19 protein-coding genes and 1 pseudogene are annotated in these 20,338 nt (G+C 44.9%); 3 read left to right on the top strand and 17 right to left on the bottom strand.

Annotated elements, in window-relative coordinates; genetic code table 11:
* Positions 1–35: 35 nt before the first annotated feature.
* The 5 genes and pseudogenes from KKC1_RS16805 to KKC1_RS09515 all read right to left on the bottom strand — a co-directional run.
* Positions 36–269: pseudogene (locus KKC1_RS16805) on the bottom strand (hydrogenase iron-sulfur subunit); the annotation flags it as partial.
* Complete coding sequence (locus KKC1_RS09530) at positions 260–2,242, bottom strand: CoB--CoM heterodisulfide reductase iron-sulfur subunit A family protein (RefSeq protein WP_088554229.1); 1,983 nt, start codon at positions 2,240–2,242, stop codon at positions 260–262. The gene KKC1_RS09530 and the pseudogene KKC1_RS16805, both read right to left, overlap by 10 nt.
* Entirely contained in the window at positions 2,239–3,138 is a 900-nt protein-coding gene (locus KKC1_RS09525; RefSeq protein WP_088554228.1) for a CoB--CoM heterodisulfide reductase iron-sulfur subunit B family protein, read from the bottom strand. The genes KKC1_RS09530 and KKC1_RS09525 overlap by 4 nt, the downstream gene beginning before the upstream one ends.
* Positions 3,138–3,707, bottom strand: coding sequence for a 4Fe-4S dicluster domain-containing protein (locus KKC1_RS09520; protein ID WP_088554227.1), 570 nt, complete (start codon positions 3,705–3,707; stop codon positions 3,138–3,140). The genes KKC1_RS09525 and KKC1_RS09520 overlap by 1 nt, the downstream gene beginning before the upstream one ends.
* 187 nt (positions 3,708–3,894) lie before the next feature.
* Positions 3,895–4,374 carry a cytochrome c3 family protein gene (locus KKC1_RS09515; protein WP_088554226.1) on the bottom strand — a complete coding sequence of 160 codons (480 nt, stop codon included), beginning with the start codon at positions 4,372–4,374 and terminating at the stop codon, positions 3,895–3,897.
* A 176-nt stretch (positions 4,375–4,550) separates the two neighbouring features.
* On the opposite strand from KKC1_RS09515, the gene KKC1_RS09510 reads away from it, so the two are divergent.
* Positions 4,551–5,018 carry a DUF1269 domain-containing protein gene (locus KKC1_RS09510; protein ID WP_088554225.1) on the top strand — a complete coding sequence of 156 codons (468 nt, stop codon included), beginning with the start codon at positions 4,551–4,553 and terminating at the stop codon, positions 5,016–5,018.
* 86 nt (positions 5,019–5,104) lie between these two features.
* Here KKC1_RS09510 and KKC1_RS09505 read toward each other — a convergent pair whose 3' ends face one another.
* Both KKC1_RS09505 and ku read right to left on the bottom strand, forming a co-directional pair.
* Positions 5,105–5,374 carry a hypothetical protein gene (locus KKC1_RS09505; RefSeq protein ID WP_088554224.1) on the bottom strand — a complete coding sequence of 90 codons (270 nt, stop codon included), beginning with the start codon at positions 5,372–5,374 and terminating at the stop codon, positions 5,105–5,107.
* A gap of 128 nt (positions 5,375–5,502) precedes the next feature.
* Positions 5,503–6,318, bottom strand: coding sequence for a non-homologous end joining protein Ku (gene ku / locus KKC1_RS09500; protein WP_088554223.1), 816 nt, complete (start codon positions 6,316–6,318; stop codon positions 5,503–5,505).
* Positions 6,319–6,486: 168 nt separating this feature from the next.
* Between ku and KKC1_RS09495 the strand changes: the two genes are divergently transcribed.
* Positions 6,487–6,669: a small, acid-soluble spore protein, alpha/beta type gene (locus tag KKC1_RS09495; protein ID WP_088554222.1), complete on the top strand. Its 183-nt coding sequence runs from the start codon at positions 6,487–6,489 to the stop codon at positions 6,667–6,669.
* 110 nt (positions 6,670–6,779) lie between these two features.
* Here the strand turns inward: KKC1_RS09495 and KKC1_RS09490 are convergent, their stop codons facing one another.
* Positions 6,780–8,756, bottom strand: coding sequence for a sigma-54-dependent Fis family transcriptional regulator (locus KKC1_RS09490; RefSeq protein WP_088554221.1), 1,977 nt, complete (start codon positions 8,754–8,756; stop codon positions 6,780–6,782).
* Positions 8,757–9,307: 551 nt separating this feature from the next.
* On the opposite strand from KKC1_RS09490, the gene KKC1_RS09485 reads away from it, so the two are divergent.
* Positions 9,308–9,544, top strand: a complete 237-nt coding sequence (locus KKC1_RS09485) for a hypothetical protein (RefSeq protein ID WP_088554220.1) — start codon at positions 9,308–9,310, stop codon at positions 9,542–9,544.
* A 79-nt stretch (positions 9,545–9,623) separates the two neighbouring features.
* Here the strand turns inward: KKC1_RS09485 and KKC1_RS09480 are convergent, their stop codons facing one another.
* From KKC1_RS09480 to KKC1_RS09440, 9 genes are all read right to left on the bottom strand, one after another.
* Positions 9,624–10,802 (bottom strand): acetyl-CoA C-acetyltransferase, encoded by a 1,179-nt coding sequence (locus tag KKC1_RS09480; protein WP_088554219.1) that lies wholly within the window; start codon positions 10,800–10,802, stop codon positions 9,624–9,626.
* Positions 10,803–11,017: 215 nt separating this feature from the next.
* On the bottom strand, positions 11,018–11,809 hold the full coding sequence (locus KKC1_RS09475; protein WP_088554218.1) for an enoyl-CoA hydratase/isomerase family protein: 792 nt from the start codon (positions 11,807–11,809) through the stop codon (positions 11,018–11,020).
* 37 nt (positions 11,810–11,846) lie between these two features.
* Entirely contained in the window at positions 11,847–13,022 is a 1,176-nt protein-coding gene (locus KKC1_RS09470) for a M24 family metallopeptidase (RefSeq protein WP_088554217.1), read from the bottom strand.
* Between the two features lie 19 nt (positions 13,023–13,041).
* Entirely contained in the window at positions 13,042–14,223 is a 1,182-nt protein-coding gene (locus KKC1_RS09465) for a radical SAM protein (protein WP_088554216.1), read from the bottom strand.
* 6 nt (positions 14,224–14,229) lie between these two features.
* Entirely contained in the window at positions 14,230–14,556 is a 327-nt protein-coding gene (locus tag KKC1_RS09460) for a hypothetical protein (protein WP_143288723.1), read from the bottom strand.
* Positions 14,557–14,707: 151 nt separating this feature from the next.
* Positions 14,708–16,765, bottom strand: a complete 2,058-nt coding sequence (locus tag KKC1_RS09455; RefSeq protein ID WP_088554214.1) for a thiamine pyrophosphate-binding protein — start codon at positions 16,763–16,765, stop codon at positions 14,708–14,710.
* Between the two features lie 192 nt (positions 16,766–16,957).
* On the bottom strand, positions 16,958–17,806 hold the full coding sequence (locus tag KKC1_RS09450; protein WP_088554213.1) for a 3-hydroxybutyryl-CoA dehydrogenase: 849 nt from the start codon (positions 17,804–17,806) through the stop codon (positions 16,958–16,960).
* Positions 17,807–17,848: 42 nt separating this feature from the next.
* Positions 17,849–19,150 carry a 2-hydroxyacyl-CoA dehydratase subunit D gene (locus KKC1_RS09445; protein WP_088554212.1) on the bottom strand — a complete coding sequence of 434 codons (1,302 nt, stop codon included), beginning with the start codon at positions 19,148–19,150 and terminating at the stop codon, positions 17,849–17,851.
* Entirely contained in the window at positions 19,140–20,282 is a 1,143-nt protein-coding gene (locus tag KKC1_RS09440) for a 2-hydroxyacyl-CoA dehydratase subunit D (protein WP_088554211.1), read from the bottom strand. The genes KKC1_RS09445 and KKC1_RS09440 overlap by 11 nt, the downstream gene beginning before the upstream one ends.
* Between the last annotated feature and the right edge of the window lie 56 nt (positions 20,283–20,338).

Raw genomic sequence — 20,338 nt, 5'->3', positions numbered from 1 at the left:
TTGCCACTAACATAGTGGCAGTCACCGGGATGTCAGCCTGCCACAAGAACCGCATCGGCACCCCGTTGAAATGCCCGGACCACAAACTGGGGATTTACCCGGCCGGAACAGGGTACGCGAATAACACGTACATTGGGAGGATACTGAATTCTGTTTAAACCTGCAAGGTCGGCACCGGCGTAGGCACACCAATTGCAACAAAAAGCAACTATCTTGGGTTCCCAATTCTCCGCCGCCGGTTGAGTCGCTGTCCCTTTATCTACAGACATATCGCATCCACCTCCGCTAGGATCTGTTCGTTGGTAAATCCTTTCAGGTTCGCAGCCCCGGAACGGCAAGTTACCGTGCAGGTGCCGCAGCCCTGACATAATCCGGGGTTAACCGCCGCTACTTGGCGCTGCACTTCTTTTCCATGAACTCTTTCCTTGATTGTTTTCAGCTCAATGGCCTTATAAGGACACACCGGTACGCACAGGCCGCAACCGGAGCAGATACTTTCGTTAATTGAACATATCATGGGATCGGTAGCCATTTGGTCTTTAGAGAAAAGCGCACAGACTTTGGCTGCAGCAGCACTGGCCTGGGCCACCGTATCAGGAATATCCTTCGGCCCCTGGCAGGCCCCCGCCACATAAACTCCTGCCGTAAAGGTCTCTACCGGACGAAGCTTAGGATGAGCTTCCTGGAAGAAACCGTCCTTATCCGTGGTAAAGCCGACAATTTGTGCCAACTGGCTGGAACCCACACTGGGTACCATGGCGGTAGCCAGCACTACCAGGTCGGCTTCTACCTCCACGGGACGGCTTAAGAGAGTATCTTCCCCTCGTACTATTAATTTTTCACCCCGTTGGAATATCTTAGATACCCGTCCCCGGATATAAACAGCTCCTTCATGCAGAGAACGCTGATAAAATTCTTCATAAGTCTTGCCTGCTGTCCTGACATCCATGTAGAATACGATAGCCTGCGAATTTGGAATTTTTTCGAGAACCTGGTGAGCATGCTTAGCCGTGTACATACAGCAGGCACGGGAACAATAACTCTTACCTTTCGCCTCATCCCGCGAGCCGACACACTTGATAAACACTACTGTCTTAGGTTCTTTTCCGTCGGAAGGTCTTACAATTTTGCCTTCCGTTGGACCGGAAGCGTTAGCCATTCTTTCAAAATGCAGACCGGTAATAACATCGGGATATTTTCCGTAACCGTACTCCCCGTAAGTTTGCGTCCAGTCAAACAGGTCATAACCGGTAGCCATAACGATGGCACCGACTTTCTCGGTGACTAGCTTATCCTCATCTTCGTAATTAATAGCTCCCACCGGGCAGACCTTCTGACAAACGCCGCATTTGTTCTCCGTCAGCTTGCGGCAATTTTGGGCATCAATTACCGGCTTGTTGGGTACTGCCTGCGGGAAAGGTTTATATATAGCAGTTCTCTTGCCCAAACCCAGATTGAATTCACTGGGAACCTTCTTGGGACATTTGGTCTCACACAACCCGCAGCCGGTACATTTTTCATAGTCCACGTATTTGGCCTTCTGCCGAATTTTCACTTCGAAGTTCCCTATATATCCGGAAACTTCGGCTACTTCTGAATAGGTATAAAGTTTAATATTAGGGTGCTGCGCCGCAGCAACCATCTTGGGCGTGCTAATTCAGGCAGAGCAGTCGAGGGTAGGGAACGTCTTATCTAGCATAGCCATTTTTCCGCCTATAGTCGGTTCCCGTTCTACCAGTAACACCTCATATCCGGCATCGGCGATATCCAGAGCCGCCTGCATACCGGCAATACCAGCGCCGACGACCAACGCCCTTTTAGTCACCGGAATACTGCTTATCTGCAACGGTTCATTTTTCAGAACCTTAGCCACACTCATCCGAACCAGTTCCATAGCTTTGACCGTAGCCTTTTCCTTATCTTTACTGTGAACCCAAGAACACTGTTCCCTTATATTGGCTATTTCCAGTAAATAGGGGTTTAGTCCGGCACTTTCCAAAGTCTTACGAAAAGTTGGTTCATGGAGACGCGGCGTACAGGAGGCCACTACTATCCGATCAAGACGGTGTTCTTTAATGGCCTTACGTATTACTTCCTGACCCGGCTCCGAACACATGTACTTGTAGTCGGTAGCAAATACAACTCCCGGAATTTGCTTAGCCGTTTCGGCTACTTTTTCCACGTCTACTACGCTTGCAATGTTTGAACCACAGTGGCATACAAAAACACCAACTCTCTTCATGCCTCTTCCCTCCTCGTTGTAGGATGTCGTAACAAGTCTTTTTCATTTATTAACGTCTTAGCGTCAACAAAGTGACGTTCTATTCCGAGTTCCTTGGGGGCATATCCCATAGCCAGACCTACCAGTTCTGTAAAATAGAAAATGGGAAGATTGTACTTGATTCCATACCGCTGCTCTACTTCTTTTTGTCTCATATCCAGATTAAGCAAACATAGGGGACATGCGGTTACAATGCATTCCGCTCCCGCTAGCTGAGCATGGTATAAGATGTCATTAATCATCTTCAATCCTATCTCAGGCTTAGTAGTCGAATGAGCGGCACCACAACACTCGGTCTTATAAGGCCAGTCGACCGCCGTACCGCCAAGAGCTTCCATTAATTTATCCATAGTAGTAGGATTCTCCGGATCGTCAAATTCAGTTAATTGCGGCGGTCTAACTAACAGGCAACCGTAATAAGCAGCAACCTTTAAGTTGGTGAGCGGTCTCTTCACTTTTTCTTTAACGGAATCTAGTCCTACATCCGTAACAATTACATCCAGCAGTGCTTTCACCTGATTCGATGCAGAATAATTCATCTCAATAATATTTTCAATCGTCTGACGGGTAGCAGCTGATTCTCGAACCGCCTTGGCCGTAGCCTTCAGACGACTGAAACAGGCGGCGCAGGGAACAACTACATCCAGGCCTTCCTTTTCCGCTATAGCTAGATTGCGCGCGGGCAAGGCAAGAGCCAGTAAGTGGTTAGTATTATGGGCGGCAGAAGCACCGCAACAATTCCATTCGGGGATTTCCCAGAGTTCAATGCCTAAATGCTTGGCTACCGCCCGGGCAGACAGATTATATTCAATACCGGTTGCATGTAGAGAACATCCAGGATAGTAGGCGTACTTCATCAGCCCTCACCCCCTTGTGTCTTAACCCTTTGAAATATACGTTTAACAGCACCGCCGTCCTGAATCTTATCCGCCTGCAGGTGAATTTTACTGTTTTTGAATAACGTCGGGGCCAGGTTGGCATCTTTGAAAAATTGACCTGTCTTTAAATTATACTGTAATATCAACCCCATTTCATGGACCCGTCCGTACTTTTCTACTGAGTTTAGAAAGAGATCGGCAAAAAGATCAATGTTCCTTTCCGCCACCATTCCTCTCCTTTTAGCTTCGATCCGAAGCGTCTCCATAACTTTTGCCAAATCTATGTTTTTAGGACACCTGACCGAACAAGTTTCACAGCAGGCACACAACCAAATAGTATGCGAGCTCAGAGCCTCCTGCTCCATCCCTAACTGGATCATACGCATTACTTGACGCGGGGTGTAATCCATGGCAAAACTTACCGGGCACCCCGCCGTGCATTTCCCACACTGGTAACAACTACTGGGATCAACATTGCTATGCTTCTGAATATATTCCCGAAAACTATTTCCGTTTTTAAGCGTTTCATTTAACTGAAGCTTCTCCATTCTATCCCCCTCTTTTTAACAAGATGCGCTCTTGTACTGTTCAGCACAAATAAAGCAAAAAAGAAACCTACGCTAATTAACACATAGGGATAACGTTCGCTATCAAATTATTAATTTCCTGCTGATTTTTTAGAAATTTGCCGAGTCTTTGAGCACAAAAAAAGAGTGGGCATTAAGCCCACCCTATCTATTTAAAGGCTTCCCCGTGGCATGATCTGCAGATCTGCCGTGAGGGAAGCCTGGTATTGGTTTGTGGATTATGAACCAACCCCTCATGGCAGCGGGTACAAGCCATCTCCATAGCAAAATGTTTTTGATTGTGGGGGCCGTTGGATTTATCAACTACTTCTTGATGGCAGCGAAGACATCTTCGGGAAAATGACCAGGTTTCACTGTTAATCTTAATAGGAGTTTCATAAGTTTGCGTAAAATGGTGATAAACTTCTCCTAAGGCCTTAATCTTAGTTTTGATCAAACCGACTAATCCGGGATCAGAATGACACTTGAGACAATTGACATTTCGGTGGCTGGATGTTGTCCAAGAGGTATAAAATTCTTTCATTTCATGACAAGACGAACAAAATTCCGGCCTTGAGGTGTATTCAATTCCTAAAACTATAAGTGCAGTTATAGCTAATACGAAAATGATAAATATTCTAAAGTTCATTTATCACCGGCCCCTTTCACTAATTTAATATCTCCGTTCGTTTTACTTTTAACCTGCAAAATTATTGTTAACAAACACAGAATCTACACTACTTACAAAGCATTGGGTGCATAAATAAAAACCGAATTACTAAAAATAAACGTTGTGAGAAAAAATACGAAAGGAGGATAACCCAGGTGGCTAAAGTAATGGCTGTTTTTGACAATGTTAACCAAGCTCAAAATGCAATATCATTTCTTCGCCAGGCAGGATTTGACCGGGAAATCTCCTTGGTGACTAAAGAAGAACATTATGACCAGGGAAACAACGGGGAAGCTCAAAATCCCGTTGGCAATGGAGTAACTACCGGTGGAGTCTTGGGTGGACTGACGGGCCTCGCTGTGGGTGCCGGGGCGTTAGTAATTCCCGGATTGGGACCCCTTATTGCGGCCGGACCTCTTGCCGGACTGATATCCGGCGCCGCTACCGGAGGCATAGCCGGGGGATTAATTGACTGGGGTATCCCGGAAGAAGAAGGCCGGAAGTACGAAGAAGATGTGCGGCAGGGGAAAACTCTCGTTTCGGTCCAGACTACCGAAGATAAAGTTCCGCAAGCCGTCAACATACTGAAAGACAGCGGCGCGGCTGAAGTGAAGAAACATTAGAAAAAAGTGCCCTGCTGGATAGGGCACTTTTTCATATCTTGAATATATTTACTATAGCTTTTAACCGGTCCGCTGTGGCCGTAAGGTTAAATCCTGTCTTCTTTCCTTCGTATCTTAGATTTTTCAATAGTTCTAAGATTCCGGTATTGATAAGATACCTCCAGCCACATGTACACCAGGACTAAGTAAATCAGCGCTCCTAATAACATGGCATATACTCCCAGAAAACGATAAAGTAGATAAACTTCCAGGCTGAAAATAGCCATCAAAACTAACCCCATCCCCCAACCCCAGACCGCCAAGATCATTTCCGAAAATACTTTTTTAAAAGCTCCGCGCAGTATATGCCAGTTCAATTTATCACACCTCAGTTAACTTCTTTCCCAAATTTCTCTGCCAGAGAATTTTCCTCCATTTATTCTGGATAAAGGTTCTAATTCCTTCTTAAATTCCTTAAAATTACCTATTCAAATAACTGAAAAATTTAGCCGGTTTCTTTCTTTCTCTTTTTCTTATTCGCCCGTCTTCTTTTTTCCTCGGCCGCTTCAACACTGGCTCTTAAGGCTTCCATAAGATCTACCACTTTTGCCTCTGTTGGCCGATAAGGAATCTCAACCTTCTCTTTAGCTAATTTTTTTTCAATTAGTTCCCGCAACGCTTCTCGGTACTCACTGCGGTATTTGTCCGGTTTAAAAGGTGTTGAAAGGTTTTCAATTAAAGTAACAGCCATCTTCAATTCATTATCATGGATTTGTACTTTACCGCGCATCTCCGGAATATCTTCAGGCGTGCGAATTTCTTCCGGGTAAAACATGGTTTCCATCAAAAGCAGATTTCGGTATAAGCGGATACTAGTCAGGTGTTCTTTAGATCTTAAAACCACCTTGGCCACAGCGACCTTGCCTGTTTCCTTTAAAGCTTCATAAAGGAGACGATAAGCTTTCACTCCGTACTCACCGGGGGCTAAGAAGTAAGACTTTTGATAATAAATAGGATCAATTTCCTCTAAGTTTACAAAATCAATGATGTCTATAGTTTTAATTGTATTCAAAGGAAGTTCTTCCAAATCCTCATCCCGCAAAACTATATACTCACCTTTTCTATATTCATAACCTTTGACAATTTCCTCCATACCAACTTCCCGGTCGCACACGGGGCAAACCTTTTTATACTTTATAGGAGTTTTACATCGGTCGTGTAAATAAGTAAATTTAATACTTTTGGATTCTGTTGCCGGATACAACTTTACGGGAATATTTACCAGGCCAAAAGATATGGCTCCTTTCCATATGGTACGCATGAATTTTCCCCTTTCTTTTTTGCCATTATTATTTGGGGAAAAATATTTTAAAATGTATAAGTGAAAAAAGTTCTTCCGGTGACAGAAAAAATACAACATATATAAACCAAAACTACAAAAAATATAAATGGTGCGTAGTATAATAAATTATTTTCAAGGAGGTTCTTTATGGCTAGAAGGCGCGGTTTAATGTCTGAAGAACTCAAGTATGAACTGGCTAAGGAACTGGGGGTAGACCACATCGTCCGGACTGAAGGTTGGGGAGGCGTTTCTTCCCGCAACTGTGGTAACCTGGTGAAACTGGCCATAGAGCGCGCCGAAAGGAGCCTGTTGGAAAGAGAAAAGGTTTAACCTGCGCACCGGGCGCCGGGTTCTCCCGGCCTACATATTATGAACCTTGAAAATAAAAAAACCCCTTCATGGGGAACCTTATTGCAAAATCTTAACTCTTATAAAACATTTTATGAAATATTATATTTTTTTATTTTCCTATATAACGTACTACGAGCCACCCCTAATTTTCGGGCAGCCAAGCTTATATTTCCCTCACATTCCCGAATAATCTCCAATAACATATCCTTTTCCGCTCGTTCAACCGGCCCTAGTTGTACAGCCGTTGTGTCCGCAGGGGTTGAAGACATAAGTTCTCTTGGAACTTGATCAATTCTTAACTGTGGTTCGTTAGCCAGGACTACCATACGGTGAATAACATTTTTCAATTCCCTGACATTACCCGGCCAATCGTAATTCATGAACAAGTTTATTACTTCAGGATCAACCTTGTAATAGCTTGCCCCAAATTCATCTAAAAAATGTTCGACTAAAGAAGGAATATCTTTTTTCCTTTCCCGTAAAGGCGGAATTCTTAAAGTAATTACATTTAAACGGTAGTAAAGATCTACCCGGAAATGACCAGCCTTAACTTCTTCCATTAAATCTTTATTGGTAGCTGCAATAACTCGCACATCAACTGGGATAACCTTTTTCCCTCCAATACGTACCAGCTCTCTTTCTTCCAGCACGCGTAAGAAGTTGACCTGTTCCTCCAAAGACATTTCTCCAATTTCATCAAGAAATATAGTTCCCCCATTGGCCAGCTCGAATTTGCCAGGATTTCCGTTCTTACTGGCCCCGGTAAAAGCTCCCCCTACATAACCGAACAACTCACTACCAATCAATTCCTTCGGTATCGCTCCACAGTTTATAGAAACAAAAGGCTTATACCTCCGGCTGCTGGCCGTGTGTATTGCCTGCGCCACCAATTCCTTTCCGGTACCGCTCTCTCCCAGGATTAAAATAGTGGCCTCACTTTTAGCAGCTTCTTTAGCCATTTCTAAAGTCTCTTTAAAAGTTTCATCTTCACATATGATGTCCTGAAAAGTATATTTGGCAGAGAAGTTATGTGGTCGGGTTTCTACAGGACAACGTTTAGACCGTCTTACTATTACCAGCGCACCTATTGGATTCCCATTTCTTTCAACCATTTTTGCCGTAGCCTTGTAACCGGACAACTTACATTGTTCTTCAATTTTAATTTCTTTTTCCCTGATTCTCTGTTCCGTTACTTCTCGACTTAGAGTATAAATGTTGTTAAGTAGTTTTTTGGCTGGCTGCCCTACTAATTCTCTGGTATCAATAGCCAGAACTCTACTCACTTTTTCATTTACCTGAATAATCCTACCTCTGGAATCTAAAGCTATAATTCCGTCTGTGCTATAATCTTTCTCAGCCTGAATAAAAGCTTCCATTATTTGTTGCTGCTTCAATATATCTTGTTTGAGCAGCTCCTTTTCAATAGCATTGGCCTGGGCTACCACAATTCCTAGACTATGTGGCTGGTGAGATTGTCGATAACCGGTGAGATCCAAAACCCCAATAAGCTCTCTGGTAACAGGATCTCTAATAGGTGTTGCCGAACAAGTCCAACCATGCCACCCTCTGCAGAAATGCTCTGCCGCAAATACCTGAACGGGTTTATTTATGCTTATAGCTGTACCTATAGCATTGGTCCCCGCCCCCTGCTCACTCCAATCGGCACCGCACACAAAGTTCATTTCGGAGGCCCTATATTTAACTTCTTCGTTTCCGTATATTTGTAAAATGCGTCCCTTCGCGTCACACAGTACAACCAGGTGGTTAGTCCCTTCAATAATATCTGCCAGCAATCTTAGATAAGGTTCCGACACCTGTATAAGCTCGTTTTTCATCCTAATCTCTGCCAATTCATCATCAGTTAAAACAATCATTGCTCTGAGAAGTTGGGGATTAATACCTCTTTCTTCACACCTGCGCCACGATTCACCTATTACGTTCCTCACGCGGCTAGTTTCTAAGTCCCGGTAAGTAACAAATGTTTCCCATGATTTTTCCAACTTTCTGCTTAATTCCTTAAGGTCACAACCGCAAGCCGATGGGGTGACTAGCCACGAGTTTTCCACAAACAGCCCTCCTTTCTTCCTTTAAATTGTCTTAAAATTAAAAATTATCTCATTATTTATGTTATCACTTCTCCTTAAAGCCGGTCAATAAAACTGTCCCCGTTGGAAAATGCCGCTCCCTAATGGTCATTTTAGTCTGTGAATTGCATTTCATAATATCTATCTGCTCAACGGTTATATTCAAGAGTAAATGGTTATTTATCGTGGTTGAATGGAAATTCATCCGTTTATCTTCTCGGTCACACCGGTTGGTTGCAATGATGCCATTAAGTTACATTTTTTGCAATTTTCTTCGAATCTTTATTAAAAGATTAATTTTTATTACAGTTGCAGCTACCACCTTTTAATGTTATAATATTTACATCAGATGGCATCTTATGGGAGCCATACTGCGATTTTCATAATTTAGTGCAGTTGTCCAAAATTGCCGCTTGGAGCCAGGTAGGACCAAGACGGAAGGAAAGCAGGAAGAAAGCTTTAACCTTCTGGATTCTTGTCCGGAAGGTTTTTTAATTGTCGGGTCATAAACATCGGAAGGGGGGGGGACAGGTATGGCTGTAGTTTTTGGTATTGATAATTTCCGTTTCGTAAATTCCGTGCAAAATAAAGCGGATCTAAAAACTTGTCCTAAATGTAGAAGTGAAAAAATCGCCATAGGTAAGATAGCCGGGCCGGTGAGTTTTTTTGCCAGTGATGATTTTTCTCAAGAAGGAGAACCAGTTTTGATATCCAGCATTTTTGCCGTTTACTGCGACCACTGCCATGAAGTAACCTTAAAATTAGGATAGAAGTCCTTCCTTGTTTTGGAAGGACTTCTGCCACTTAAGGAAGAATACCACTCTACACCATTATCCAATCAATACGTCCTCACCTTTCAACCAAAGTGGCAATACCCTGCCCTCCACCGATACACAAGGTGGCCAGACCTTTCGAACTGTTCCGCTTGAGCATTTCATGAATCAGGGTAACCAGAATCCGAGCGCCACTGGCACCAATGGGATGTCCTAGAGCTATTGCCCCACCGTTGACATTAGTCTTGTCTGGATCAAACCCTAATTCTCGACTTACGGCTACGGCTTGGGCCGCAAATGCTTCATTTGCCTCCACCAAATCAATTTCCTCAACAGTCCATCCTGCCTTATCCAGAACTTTCCGGGTAGCATAAACTGGCCCCATTCCCATAATCGCGGGGTCTACTCCTGCTGAAGCATAAGCCACTATCCTGGCCAACGGCTGAATTCCTAATTGCCGGGCTTTTTCTTCTGACATAAGGACTAAAGCGGCTGCTCCATCGTTAATCCCGGAAGCATTACCGGCGGTAACGGTTCCATCCTTTTTGAAGGCAGGCCGTAATTTGCTCAGCTTCTCCACCGTGGTTCCGAAGCGCGGGAATTCGTCCTGCTTAAACTCAATGGGATCGCCTTTTCTTTGAGGAACCTTCACCGGAACGATTTCATCTTCAAACCTACCAGAAGTAATAGCCTTCTCGGCTCGTTGTTGACTTCTGGCCGCAAATTCGTCTTGCTCCTCCCGGGTAACGTTATATTTAGCCGCAATATTTTCGGCAGTTATTCCCATATGAACATCATTAAAAGCACACCATAGACCGTCATTGATCATGGAATCTATTAATTGATCATTCCCCATACGATAGCCCCAGCGAGCCTTACTTAAAAGATAGGGAGCGGCACTCATATTTTCCATACCACCGGCTACTATGATTTCCGCATCACCGGCCCTGATGGCTTGAGTTGCCAGATTGACAGCCTTTAAGCCCGACCCGCATACTTTATTGATGGTAAAAGCCGGCTTTTCTATCGGAATTCCAGACCGGACAGCTGCCTGCCGGGCCGGATTTTGTCCTAATCCAGCCTGCAAAACATTACCCATAATTACCTCATCTACCTGGTCCGGAGTGATTCCCGCCTTTTCCAAAGCAGCCTTAATTACCACACTTCCCAATTCAACCGCCGGCACTCCTGCTAAGGTTCCACCCATACTTCCGATGGCAGTCCTGACCGCACTGACAATTACGACTTCTCTCATGTTTTCCAACTCCTTTCCTAATATTTTTTTATTTTTTTAAAATTAAAAAAATTTTATGCTCAAATTTTCTCGCCTCATCCAGGTAAAAACTCAGCAGTCCGAAGGATGAATTGCTGTTTCCATTCAGGCTACAATTTGAGACAGGTCGGCAATTGGCAGTAAGAATAGTCAAAGGCTAAAATGATAATAATATAACAAAATTGGCAAAGGCCGACTTATCTCCCTTTGAATTGGGGAGTTCTTTTTTCCAGAAAAGCCAGGATTCCCTCCCTACTGTCCTCACTTTTCCCGGCGGCAATCATGGCTTGACGTTCTTTCTCCAGTTGAGTTTCCAGCGTCGGTAACAGGAAACTATTCAGAAGCATTTTAGCTTGAGCAAAGGCAAAAGTAGCTCCCGCGGCCAGCTTTTGGCCCCATTCCTGTGCCACAACCAGTAGCTCCTCCGGTGGTACTACCTTGCTGACCAGTCCCATCTGTAAAGCTTCTTGCGCATCGATAACCGGATCCGTGAAAACCAGTTCGCTGGCCTTACCCAAGCCTACCAGTAAAGGAACGAAAACAGTCCACCCTCCATCCGGTACCAAACCGTTGGCCGTGTAAGCCTGGCGGAATTTTGCCGTATCGGAAGCAATACGCAGGTCACAAGCTAAAGCCAGGCTCATTCCGGCTCCAGCGGCAGGCCCGTTGATGGCTGCGATTACCGGGCGGGGTAAAATCCGGAGATCAGTAATTGCTCTATGTAATACTTTGGTGATGTCTCCGATAACTTTGTCCAGTTGCTTTGTCTTCACTCCTTCCTGCATGACCTTGAGATCGCCGCCGGAACAAAAGGCTTTACCCGAACCAGTAATTATTACCGCCCTAATCTGGGAATCATTACAAAGCTCCAGCGCTCTCGAAAGCTCTTCCGCCATGGGAACATTGATGGCATTGTAGAACTCCGGCCGATCCAGGGTGATAGTCGCCACACCCTCATCCACTTGAAACTTGATATTCTTAAAATCCATTAAACACCTCCCCCTCCGTAAGTTTATTTTCTTTAATTTAAGTTATAACTTCAAATAATTTTCTTTCTACCGGAGTTAGGATTTCAGCTCCTTTCTCCGTAACTAATACAGTGTCCTCTATATCAACCGCCCCCCAACCTGGAATGATAAACTTTGGTTCGATAGCCAGTACCATACCTGCTTGTAGGGTTACAGACTCAATAGGATCGAGAGTCGGTGGTTCATCATTCTCTAAACCCACCCCATGACCTATGTATTTCCCCTTCATTCTTCCATAACCTTGAAAGTATTCCAGATAACCTAGTTCCGAGGCAGTACTTTCGGCCACGTTATACAAATAGTCTGACTTTACTCCCGGTCGTATTTCTCTTATAACCCTGTCTTGTATTTCTAGGACTGCCTCGAAAATTTCTTTTTGCCGGCTGTTGGCCCTTCCTGCCACATAAGTTCTCGCAATGTCAGCATGATAACCATGCCGATTGAGCGGAATATCAATGACCACCAGTTCCCCTTCTCTTATCACTTTAGTTGAAGCTCCCCACGCCAAAGAGGGACTAAGGCCAATTCCCGTAACCGTCATAGCGCTGCCAGATATTTCCCAACAATTTTCACCAGCCGCTATGATACCATCCGGATGTAAAGAAGCATCCCAACGCCGGTTTCTGACTATTCCTTCCAGCTCACAAGCCCTCAAAGACCCCAACACCCGGGAAGCCAATTCCAATTCGGTAATACCATCCCGGAGATTTTCCATAATTGCCTGGTGAGCTACCTTGTAGAGGGCAGCTGTTTTCTTAATAGCTTCTATCTCTCGGACGTCCTTCACCATCCGCTGTTCTAAAATCAGAGGAGAAATATTCTTAAACAAAAAACCTGCTAATTCCCTCTTTATTTTGTTATAAAGCAGCGCCGGTAGTACATCTTCCGTGATTCCGATGGTACCGCTTTTTATTCCCCGCCGTTCCAGTTCCTGCTTGACAACCCGTAGACTCCCCCCATCAACTTGACACTCCGCCGGCAGAAAAGTTTCCTTCTTCACAAAATCCCAAGCCCGCCTGATAAACAAGATCGGTTCCCCGTCCTGCGGCACAAAAAGATTACAGGGCTGGGCCGTACCAGCATAGTAATAGACATCCCTCGGATGCATTAAAAGGGCTCCTGTAAAAGCATGATCCTGCATCAGAGATTGTAGCCTTCTTAACCGATCTAGCAATATTAATTCCTCCCCAGGCTCAAAAATCTTCTCCCCCCAGGGCTAAATCATCAGGATCAACTGCCCTAGGAATATCTTCTCCCTCCTGGCACCATACTCTTTTAAGACCTGTATCGCTTAGCAATGACATCACCTGGTCAATGTGACGGTCGGATGCTTCCCCTTCCCCTCTCATCCTGAAGGCCGACTGATACACAATGAGGTTGACATCTATGTTCCTGTCCAGAGAAGCCAGTCTTTTGCCCATACTGAACAATTCTTCCTCCGAAATAAGTTTGGGATGATAAGGAAGGCCAACTGCAAGGTGAAGTTTATTGGCATACTTAGCAACTATATATTCAATGCTTTGCCATGCAGTATCTAAGTACCTCCTGGCAAGCTCCTTGTTCTTAACTCCAGTTATCTTTATGAAAGTATCAAGTTCCTGGGCCTTAAGGTCCGGAGAAATATCGGTCATACCTGCATCATATAGCTCATCAATATAATCTTTCGTAAGAACCGATGCATTGGTATCTACCTGAATTCTAAGCTGTTTATATTTAGCCTTTAGTTCTCCAATAAAAGCCACTAACCACCTGCGGTTTAAAGTCGGTTCTCCCCCTGATATTCCGATCCGGAAGTTGCCCTTGGAACCTATCATCTGGTTAACCAAACCGGCGGCCTCCAATGGGTTTAAAGGCGTTCCGGTAGAGGCAAAGGTGATGTTCCAATTATGACAGAAATCACAGTTGAAATTGCAACCGCAGGTAAAAACAGAAACACTGGCATGAAAATAGTTCGGGTAGAGCGATACCAGCCTAAGGGGCGGATGTCTCTCGATTTCTTTCGGTTGGGTTATTATCTCCATTTCCTCCAGGATTTCCGTACAACAACTCCTTACCAGCTTATCATTAACCAATACCGCGCAATTAAAGCAGCCTCCACTACAGCAATTCTGGGAAGATCTTAAGTTTTTCCCGATAAATTCTAAAGCCTGGCCAACAGTTATGCCGGCAGGTACGGAGTAACGTTCTCCATCAACAATAACGTTTGTCGAAACCCGGTCCTGGTTAAAAAAGTATAACGATCGCGCCCCTGTAGGACAGCCTTTAACACATATTCCACAACCCAAACAAATCTTATTTCCACCAGGGCATTCTACTAAATATTCACAAAAGCCACAATTAATACATTTTGAATTTCGCTTTATCCTGGCTAACATTTTTACCTACTCCCAAATGATCTTTATTCCGCCGACCTCGGAGGCAAATCTCCACCGATAATTGTTCCAAAATTCTTCTTCCATCTGCGGCGTTATATTTTCGGGATTAGTCACTTTATACTTTTCGCTAAAGTATTGATAAAATTCCTCCTTTTGAGGAATATTTAGAACCAGTTGGTCGATTCTGGCTATAGGAATAAAATCTAAAGCTGATTCTAAATCCTCAATTATATTAACAACGCTTCCCTTACCAAAGGTGAGACAATGATCTAAGGCAATGTAAATACTATCAGGAAACTCTACATTGTGGTAGTAATTAGATACTGTTTCCATAATTACCTTCTTACTGAGTTCCGTCTTTGTCAAATATAATTTACTGGAGTTAGAAAACTCCATATAGAACACCGTCCCCTCCGATTAATAAAAATTAATTTACCTTTGGCCCCCCGAAGGGAGGCCAAAGGTCTATAGTAAATTTTCAGCTTTATTTAAAGAACTCTTCCTTCGGCTCATAGCCAAATTCTTCTTCCGTAAGAGGTTCCCAGGAGTCTGGGAAGGCCATATCAGGTTCGTTCTTGAGGCCTTCAAACCACTGGCTGAGGAAGCGTTTTCTCGCGGCCTTACCTCTATAAGGTAGTTCATGATAGGGGATATGAGCATACATCAGACAGTAAGCAGGTCCCATAGTTGCTCTGTTAACTAAATGTTGATCCATAATGCAGTTCATAACAACCGGTTGTCCTTTCTCGGCGATGGAGTAAGCTTTCTTGAGGTCTTCTCTGAATTTTTCTGATCGGTTGCAAACCATACCGTAAGCACCAATCGATTCGGCAAATTTTTCAAACTGAATATCGATTGGCCGCTCTTCACCCATCTGCTTATGACCTTGCCAGATATTACCGTAAACATCCTGATCACCGAGCACATCCCAGTTCGGCCCGTACCAAATATACTTCATACCGGGCATCCAGCCACCATTATTAGTCACGAGATAAACAATAGGTAGTTTATGTCTTACGGCAACCTCTACGTCCCATCCGGCGTTCATCATACCGGAATCGCCCATCAGGGCCAGTATGGGCAGGAGCTCACCCTTCTCCATATCGCCAAAGGCGGCACCTATCGCCTGGCCAACACCGTGTCCTACGCCAGCCTGGTCGTTGGCCGTGATACAGGAGGCAGGTCTGGTAAACTCCAGGTAGGGCATGACAAAATCGGACATGGTATAACCGTCAATCATTACTCTCGTCTTGCTACCATACAGTTCATCATTGACCTCTCTGATAATCTGCGACATATAACCATAATGCAGGATATCTTTTTCCCGGTAGCGCGGATGATCCGGTCCATACTTGTAAGCTTTATCCCGTCGTTTGGATACCGCTTGCGCATGGCTTTCCTGGCACTTCCTCAGCCACTCATCTCTTTCCGGACTGAGCTGTGCCTGCAAGTTGTTGGCCTTGATATAATCGTTAAGCTGCTTGAACACCGCCTTTAAATTCCCCAAGAGAACTTCCAGGGTTTTAATGTAGGTCCATACCTGCTCCTGACAGTTGGAAATTTGAATTGTCTGAGGCCAGCCCCGGCCGTAACCATCGAAGAAACCTACTTTCAAGCCGGCACTGATCATCAAGTCAATGTCTTTTCTAAAGGGCGGGAACCCCCGATGATAATTTTTGTGTTTTTCAGAAATTACCGCCCGGCCCAACCTTCTGGTGGTGAAAGGTATCTTCATTAAATTAACAAATTCTTCCATTTCTGGCCCTGCTTGATCCCAGGCCGCCTGATCTCCTATGATAAGGAACGGTCTCTTGGCCTCTACAATAGCTTTAGCTGCTTTGGCCACAGCCTCCGGGTTGGCAGCGGAAGTAAGCGGTTTTGGTGTATCCTCGCCGCGCCATTTTTCTACGTAATCGCTATGTTTCTGGAAGAAGCCACCCCAGTAATGCTGTCTCATCTCATCGTCTTTGGAGAATAAAAGGTCAATACCCAGCTCAAAGGCCACCGGTGCTCTGGGCGCCGCCTGGGCGATTTTGAAACCCCTGGTCAGGAATTGTTTGACTTGCCACGGGTAGATTACCCGCGGGCTCCACTTGGTAACATGTTCGAAGAAACGGTGGGCATAACTCTCCTGAATGGTGTTAAATAAGCCGTCGTGCTCAACCTCAATTCCGCCAGCCAAGTAAATTATCGGCGTGTTGGAAAGCCAGGCTTGTTGCATGGCCGAAAAGGAGTTGCCTGTACCTGGTCCGACCGTGCCGTAGCAAACAGCAGGTTTTTGGGTGACCTGCGAATAAGCTTCACCGGCATAAACGGCATTTTGTTCGTGGGCAAAGGTAATTGTTTTGATCCCTATGCGGGAAATGGCGTCTATAAAATGCCAGATATGTCCTCCGGGAACTCCGAAAGCAATATTAACGCCCTGTTCCCTCAAAATCTCGGCTATATATTTCCCTACGCTGGGATAAAGTTCCCGTTGCCCTAAAGGAATATCTAATTTCTTTTGGGCTTCTTCATCAAATTCGATGCCTAATCTTACCATTCACTATCTCTCCTTTCTTTTGTCTTACTTTCAGTTTTCTCACCTAACTTTTTCGTTTGCAAATCCCTCTGCCCCCGCAAGCGCTCCATTCCGCCCCTACAACATATTTCCCACCTCCCTACACTCAACCATTAACCCCTCCAGCTAAAACTCTTTCTAAACATACTGCCTTTTAACCGGTATAAACAGCCATTAATATTCATAAAAACCTTTCCCCACTTTACGTCCCAAGTAACCAGCAGTTACCATTTTTCTAAGTAACGGGCACGGGCGATACTTGGAATCGGAAAAACCTTCGTATAATACCTCCATAATGGCCAGACAGGTATCTAATCCTATAAGATCAGCTAATTCCAGCGGTCCCATCGGTTGGTTGGTACCAAGCTTCATGATGGTATCAATTGACTCCTTAGTAGCTACACCTTCATACAGGGCGTATATCGCCTCATTAATCATGGGCATCAAAATTCGGTTAGCCACAAATCCAGGGTAATCATTTGCTTCACTGGGTACTTTCCCTAACTCTTTAGCCAGTTGAACTACCGTCTGGTAGGTTTCGTCACTGGTCTCAAACCCTCTGATCACTTCTACCAACCGCATGACCGGGACCGGGTTCATGAAGTGCATACCGATTACTTTGTCCCGGCGGGTAGTAGCCGTAGCTATTAGAGTGATAGATATAGACGACGTATTAGTCGCTAAGATAACATCGGGTGAACATATCTGGTCTAACCGGCGAAAGAGGTCCAACTTAAGCTGAACCTTTTCGGTAGCGGCCTCCACCACAAAATCTACTTCCTTGAATTCTTCCAGACTGGTAGTGGTCCTAATCCTTTCTAATATTTGGTCCTTATCAGCCGCACTGATCTTGTTCTTGTCTACGCTTCGTTGGATGTGTTTGCTGATAGTCTTTAAGCTCCCCTGGAGGATCTCTTCATTAATGTCATTCAAGATTACCTTAAAACCCTTGCTAGCGGCCACTTGGGCTATACCACTGCCCATTTGGCCGGCTCCGATTATACCTATGGTTTGAATTCCCATCATCCAACCTCCTCCACGATTTTCCTCTTAGGCGAGACGTATTCAGACCCATTTTCTTGCCTGTTTTCTCGTCTCCAGCATCTCGAAAAATGCCTCAATCCGGTTCTTAACCTGGGCGTCGGCATAATCCCTGGGATCCACCATGTCACCTTCTAGTATCAGAGTGGGAATGCCGTACTTTTCCTCAAAGATTTTTCTCTGGTATGGTAGAAAGCCGGAACTTATTTTACATCCGTACAGAATAAAACTGATGATACCATCTACCTGATAATCAAGAGCCTTGGGAATGATCAGATGGGGTAATTTTTGTCGCAGAGAAGTCATGTACCAGACCCCGTACAGGTACTTTCTGGCCAAACTTTCATATGGTTTAGCAGGATCCATTCGACCGCGACTGTAGTGAAAATACTGAGTATAGGTTTCTATCACGCTTACTGCATCGAAGTTGTGCAGATAATTAAAGATTCCTAAAGTATACCAAGGCGGAATATTGTCAAACAAAAGACGAAACCTCTCGTTTTCTATCACCCCTATCCCTTTTTCCACCCTTTCCTTCACTTCGTCTCGCAAACGGCGGTAGAAATCCACTGCTTCCTGGCTTCCGGCCCACTGGACTATAGGCATCAGACAAGACAACATATCTTCTGAGGCGGCCGGAGAGGGAACATTTTTCCGCAACTGCTGAACTTCTTCAAACAAGGCAGAAGCCTCGCCCGACAATCTCACTACTTCTTTGAGACGGTCTTCATCCAATTTTTTGCCAGTAACTTCCTCCAAGAAGTTCAGGCAGCGCTTGATCTGGTCCACCGTGTACTCCAAGTAATGTTCCTCTATCTGGTCCAAAGTCATGCGCGGAGTAATGTAAGGGACCTCCAAAATAAAGGTGGGAACTTTGTAATCATAAAAGCGCTCCATCTGCCGCCACCATTTCAAATGAAACATACAAGCCCCACTGTCACCCAGTAAAAAGTCAGGTTCGGGCATCCCGCCTCCAGCAAACGGGAGGTCCAGATTCTTCCCCCCCAGCATATACCCGTAAGTATTACGGAAGTATCCGCAGAGATCACGGGCAAAACCTGCACTCTCCGAAATCTCCAGCAGCGGCGGCGTTATCTGTTTTGCCGCACAAGAAGCATTAAAATTCTCCGGGTATACTGGAAGCACATTATCAAAAACCCAGGTAAGGTCCACAACTCCCGCACCCGTCACCCAGCCAACTTTTTTCGACCGGTCTTTCTTAACCCGGTTGGCCTCCTGATAATAGGCCTTGAGTAACGGGTATACTTCTTTTGCTGTATTCAACGATTTTTTAGATTTATCGGTCTTAATGGATTTAGCTGACATTTTTCTGCTCCCCTATCATTTCAAAAAATGCTTGTAACCTTGTTTTGAGCTGCCCAGCACCGATTGTTCGCTCTATCTCTGCCGACAGTACCGGCAACCCGGCCTTTTCCAGTTCCTTAATCATGAACGGCCGGTCCATCTGCTGCGAGTCACACCATTTGTGGGTAGTAAATATAACTGCGTCTACTCTGTACCTTTCGACCAGGTCCAGGATATGTTTGACTCTGTCTTCCGCCACAAATTCAGAACACATGGATGAACAGGGGATACGCTCTAATTTATATCTGGCCAGGGCCTCCAGCGGCGGCAAATCGGTTGCGACCTGGTCCCAGAAATATCGGCTTCCCGTACACAAATCGTCGGACACCACCATTCCGCCTAATTCCTCCACGAGTTCAAACAATTCCAAGTCCGGCAGTACAGTTCCGGTAACATGGATTCTAGGACCCGAAAATTCTTTCTTTACTCGTCTCTGTGCCTCTTTGATTACCTCCCGCAAAATAGCGTTGGCCTCTGATTTTGGAACCTCCATCACCCAACGAGCTATCTCTCCAACCTCAACGCCAGTCAGGAGCGGTATCTTCTCCTGCCCCCTCAGGTCGTAAACCCGGCGGAGCAGCTTCCTGTTCTCGTTATAAACAGCGATGGCATCTTTCAACGCATCATCCGTTATCTGGCTGCCGATATATTCTTCTAAGGACTCTTTAAAACGACTAAATTCTCTGAGCAAAAAGCGAAAAGCCAGATCAGTTTTGGCGTTATGGGGAAAATGGAGAAACTCGGTATAAGAAAATTCAACGGTTTCCATGAGAACCTGGATCAGGTTGCATCCTCCCTCGCAGGAATACGCTCCCACCACTCCATCCAGGTTGGCGTATTCCCCTTGCAGGCCCAGTTCTAAAATACTTCGACCGTAATGACACATATAAATGGAATGATACTGGTTGGCTTCTACAATGTCGACGGGACTCCCTAAAAACTTTACCGGAAATATGCCGGCGGCAAAAAGGATCTCTTCAGGCACGTGGTTACACATGTACCCGAATACTTTATTACCAGTGTCCTTCCATCGTTTAATACTTTCATTTTTAATCGGCAAAGCATCGTACGTCTTTCGTATTTTCTCAATCATTTAAACAGGCCCCCGCATCTAAATTTTCAGTATTTTCTGAACGTTACAGTTGCAAG

It is taken from the genome of Calderihabitans maritimus (assembly GCF_002207765.1).
Lineage (GTDB): Bacteria > Bacillota > KKC1 > Calderihabitantales > Calderihabitantaceae > Calderihabitans > Calderihabitans maritimus.
This window is presented reverse-complemented; position numbering and strand designations above follow the sequence as displayed.

Excerpts from the sequence above, each read along its gene's own strand:
- KKC1_RS09525 (WP_088554228.1), bottom strand. The coding sequence starts at position 3,138 with ATGAAGTACGCCTACTATCCTGGATGTTCTCTACATGCAACCGGTATT.
- KKC1_RS09520 (WP_088554227.1), bottom strand. The coding sequence starts at position 3,707 with ATGGAGAAGCTTCAGTTAAATGAAACGCTTAAAAACGGAAATAGTTTT.
- KKC1_RS09515 (WP_088554226.1), bottom strand. The coding sequence starts at position 4,374 with ATGAACTTTAGAATATTTATCATTTTCGTATTAGCTATAACTGCACTT.
- ku (WP_088554223.1), bottom strand. The coding sequence starts at position 6,318 with ATGCGTACCATATGGAAAGGAGCCATATCTTTTGGCCTGGTAAATATT.
- KKC1_RS09495 (WP_088554222.1), top strand. The coding sequence starts at position 6,487 with ATGGCTAGAAGGCGCGGTTTAATGTCTGAAGAACTCAAGTATGAACTG.
- KKC1_RS09485 (WP_088554220.1), top strand. The coding sequence starts at position 9,308 with ATGGCTGTAGTTTTTGGTATTGATAATTTCCGTTTCGTAAATTCCGTG.
- KKC1_RS09480 (WP_088554219.1), bottom strand. The coding sequence starts at position 10,802 with ATGAGAGAAGTCGTAATTGTCAGTGCGGTCAGGACTGCCATCGGAAGT.
- KKC1_RS09475 (WP_088554218.1), bottom strand. The coding sequence starts at position 11,809 with ATGGATTTTAAGAATATCAAGTTTCAAGTGGATGAGGGTGTGGCGACT.
- KKC1_RS09465 (WP_088554216.1), bottom strand. The coding sequence starts at position 14,223 with ATGTTAGCCAGGATAAAGCGAAATTCAAAATGTATTAATTGTGGCTTT.
- KKC1_RS09460 (WP_143288723.1), bottom strand. The coding sequence starts at position 14,556 with ATGGAAACAGTATCTAATTACTACCACAATGTAGAGTTTCCTGATAGT.
- KKC1_RS09455 (WP_088554214.1), bottom strand. The coding sequence starts at position 16,765 with ATGGTAAGATTAGGCATCGAATTTGATGAAGAAGCCCAAAAGAAATTA.
- KKC1_RS09450 (WP_088554213.1), bottom strand. The coding sequence starts at position 17,806 with ATGGGAATTCAAACCATAGGTATAATCGGAGCCGGCCAAATGGGCAGT.
- KKC1_RS09445 (WP_088554212.1), bottom strand. The coding sequence starts at position 19,150 with ATGTCAGCTAAATCCATTAAGACCGATAAATCTAAAAAATCGTTGAAT.
- KKC1_RS09440 (WP_088554211.1), bottom strand. The coding sequence starts at position 20,282 with ATGATTGAGAAAATACGAAAGACGTACGATGCTTTGCCGATTAAAAAT.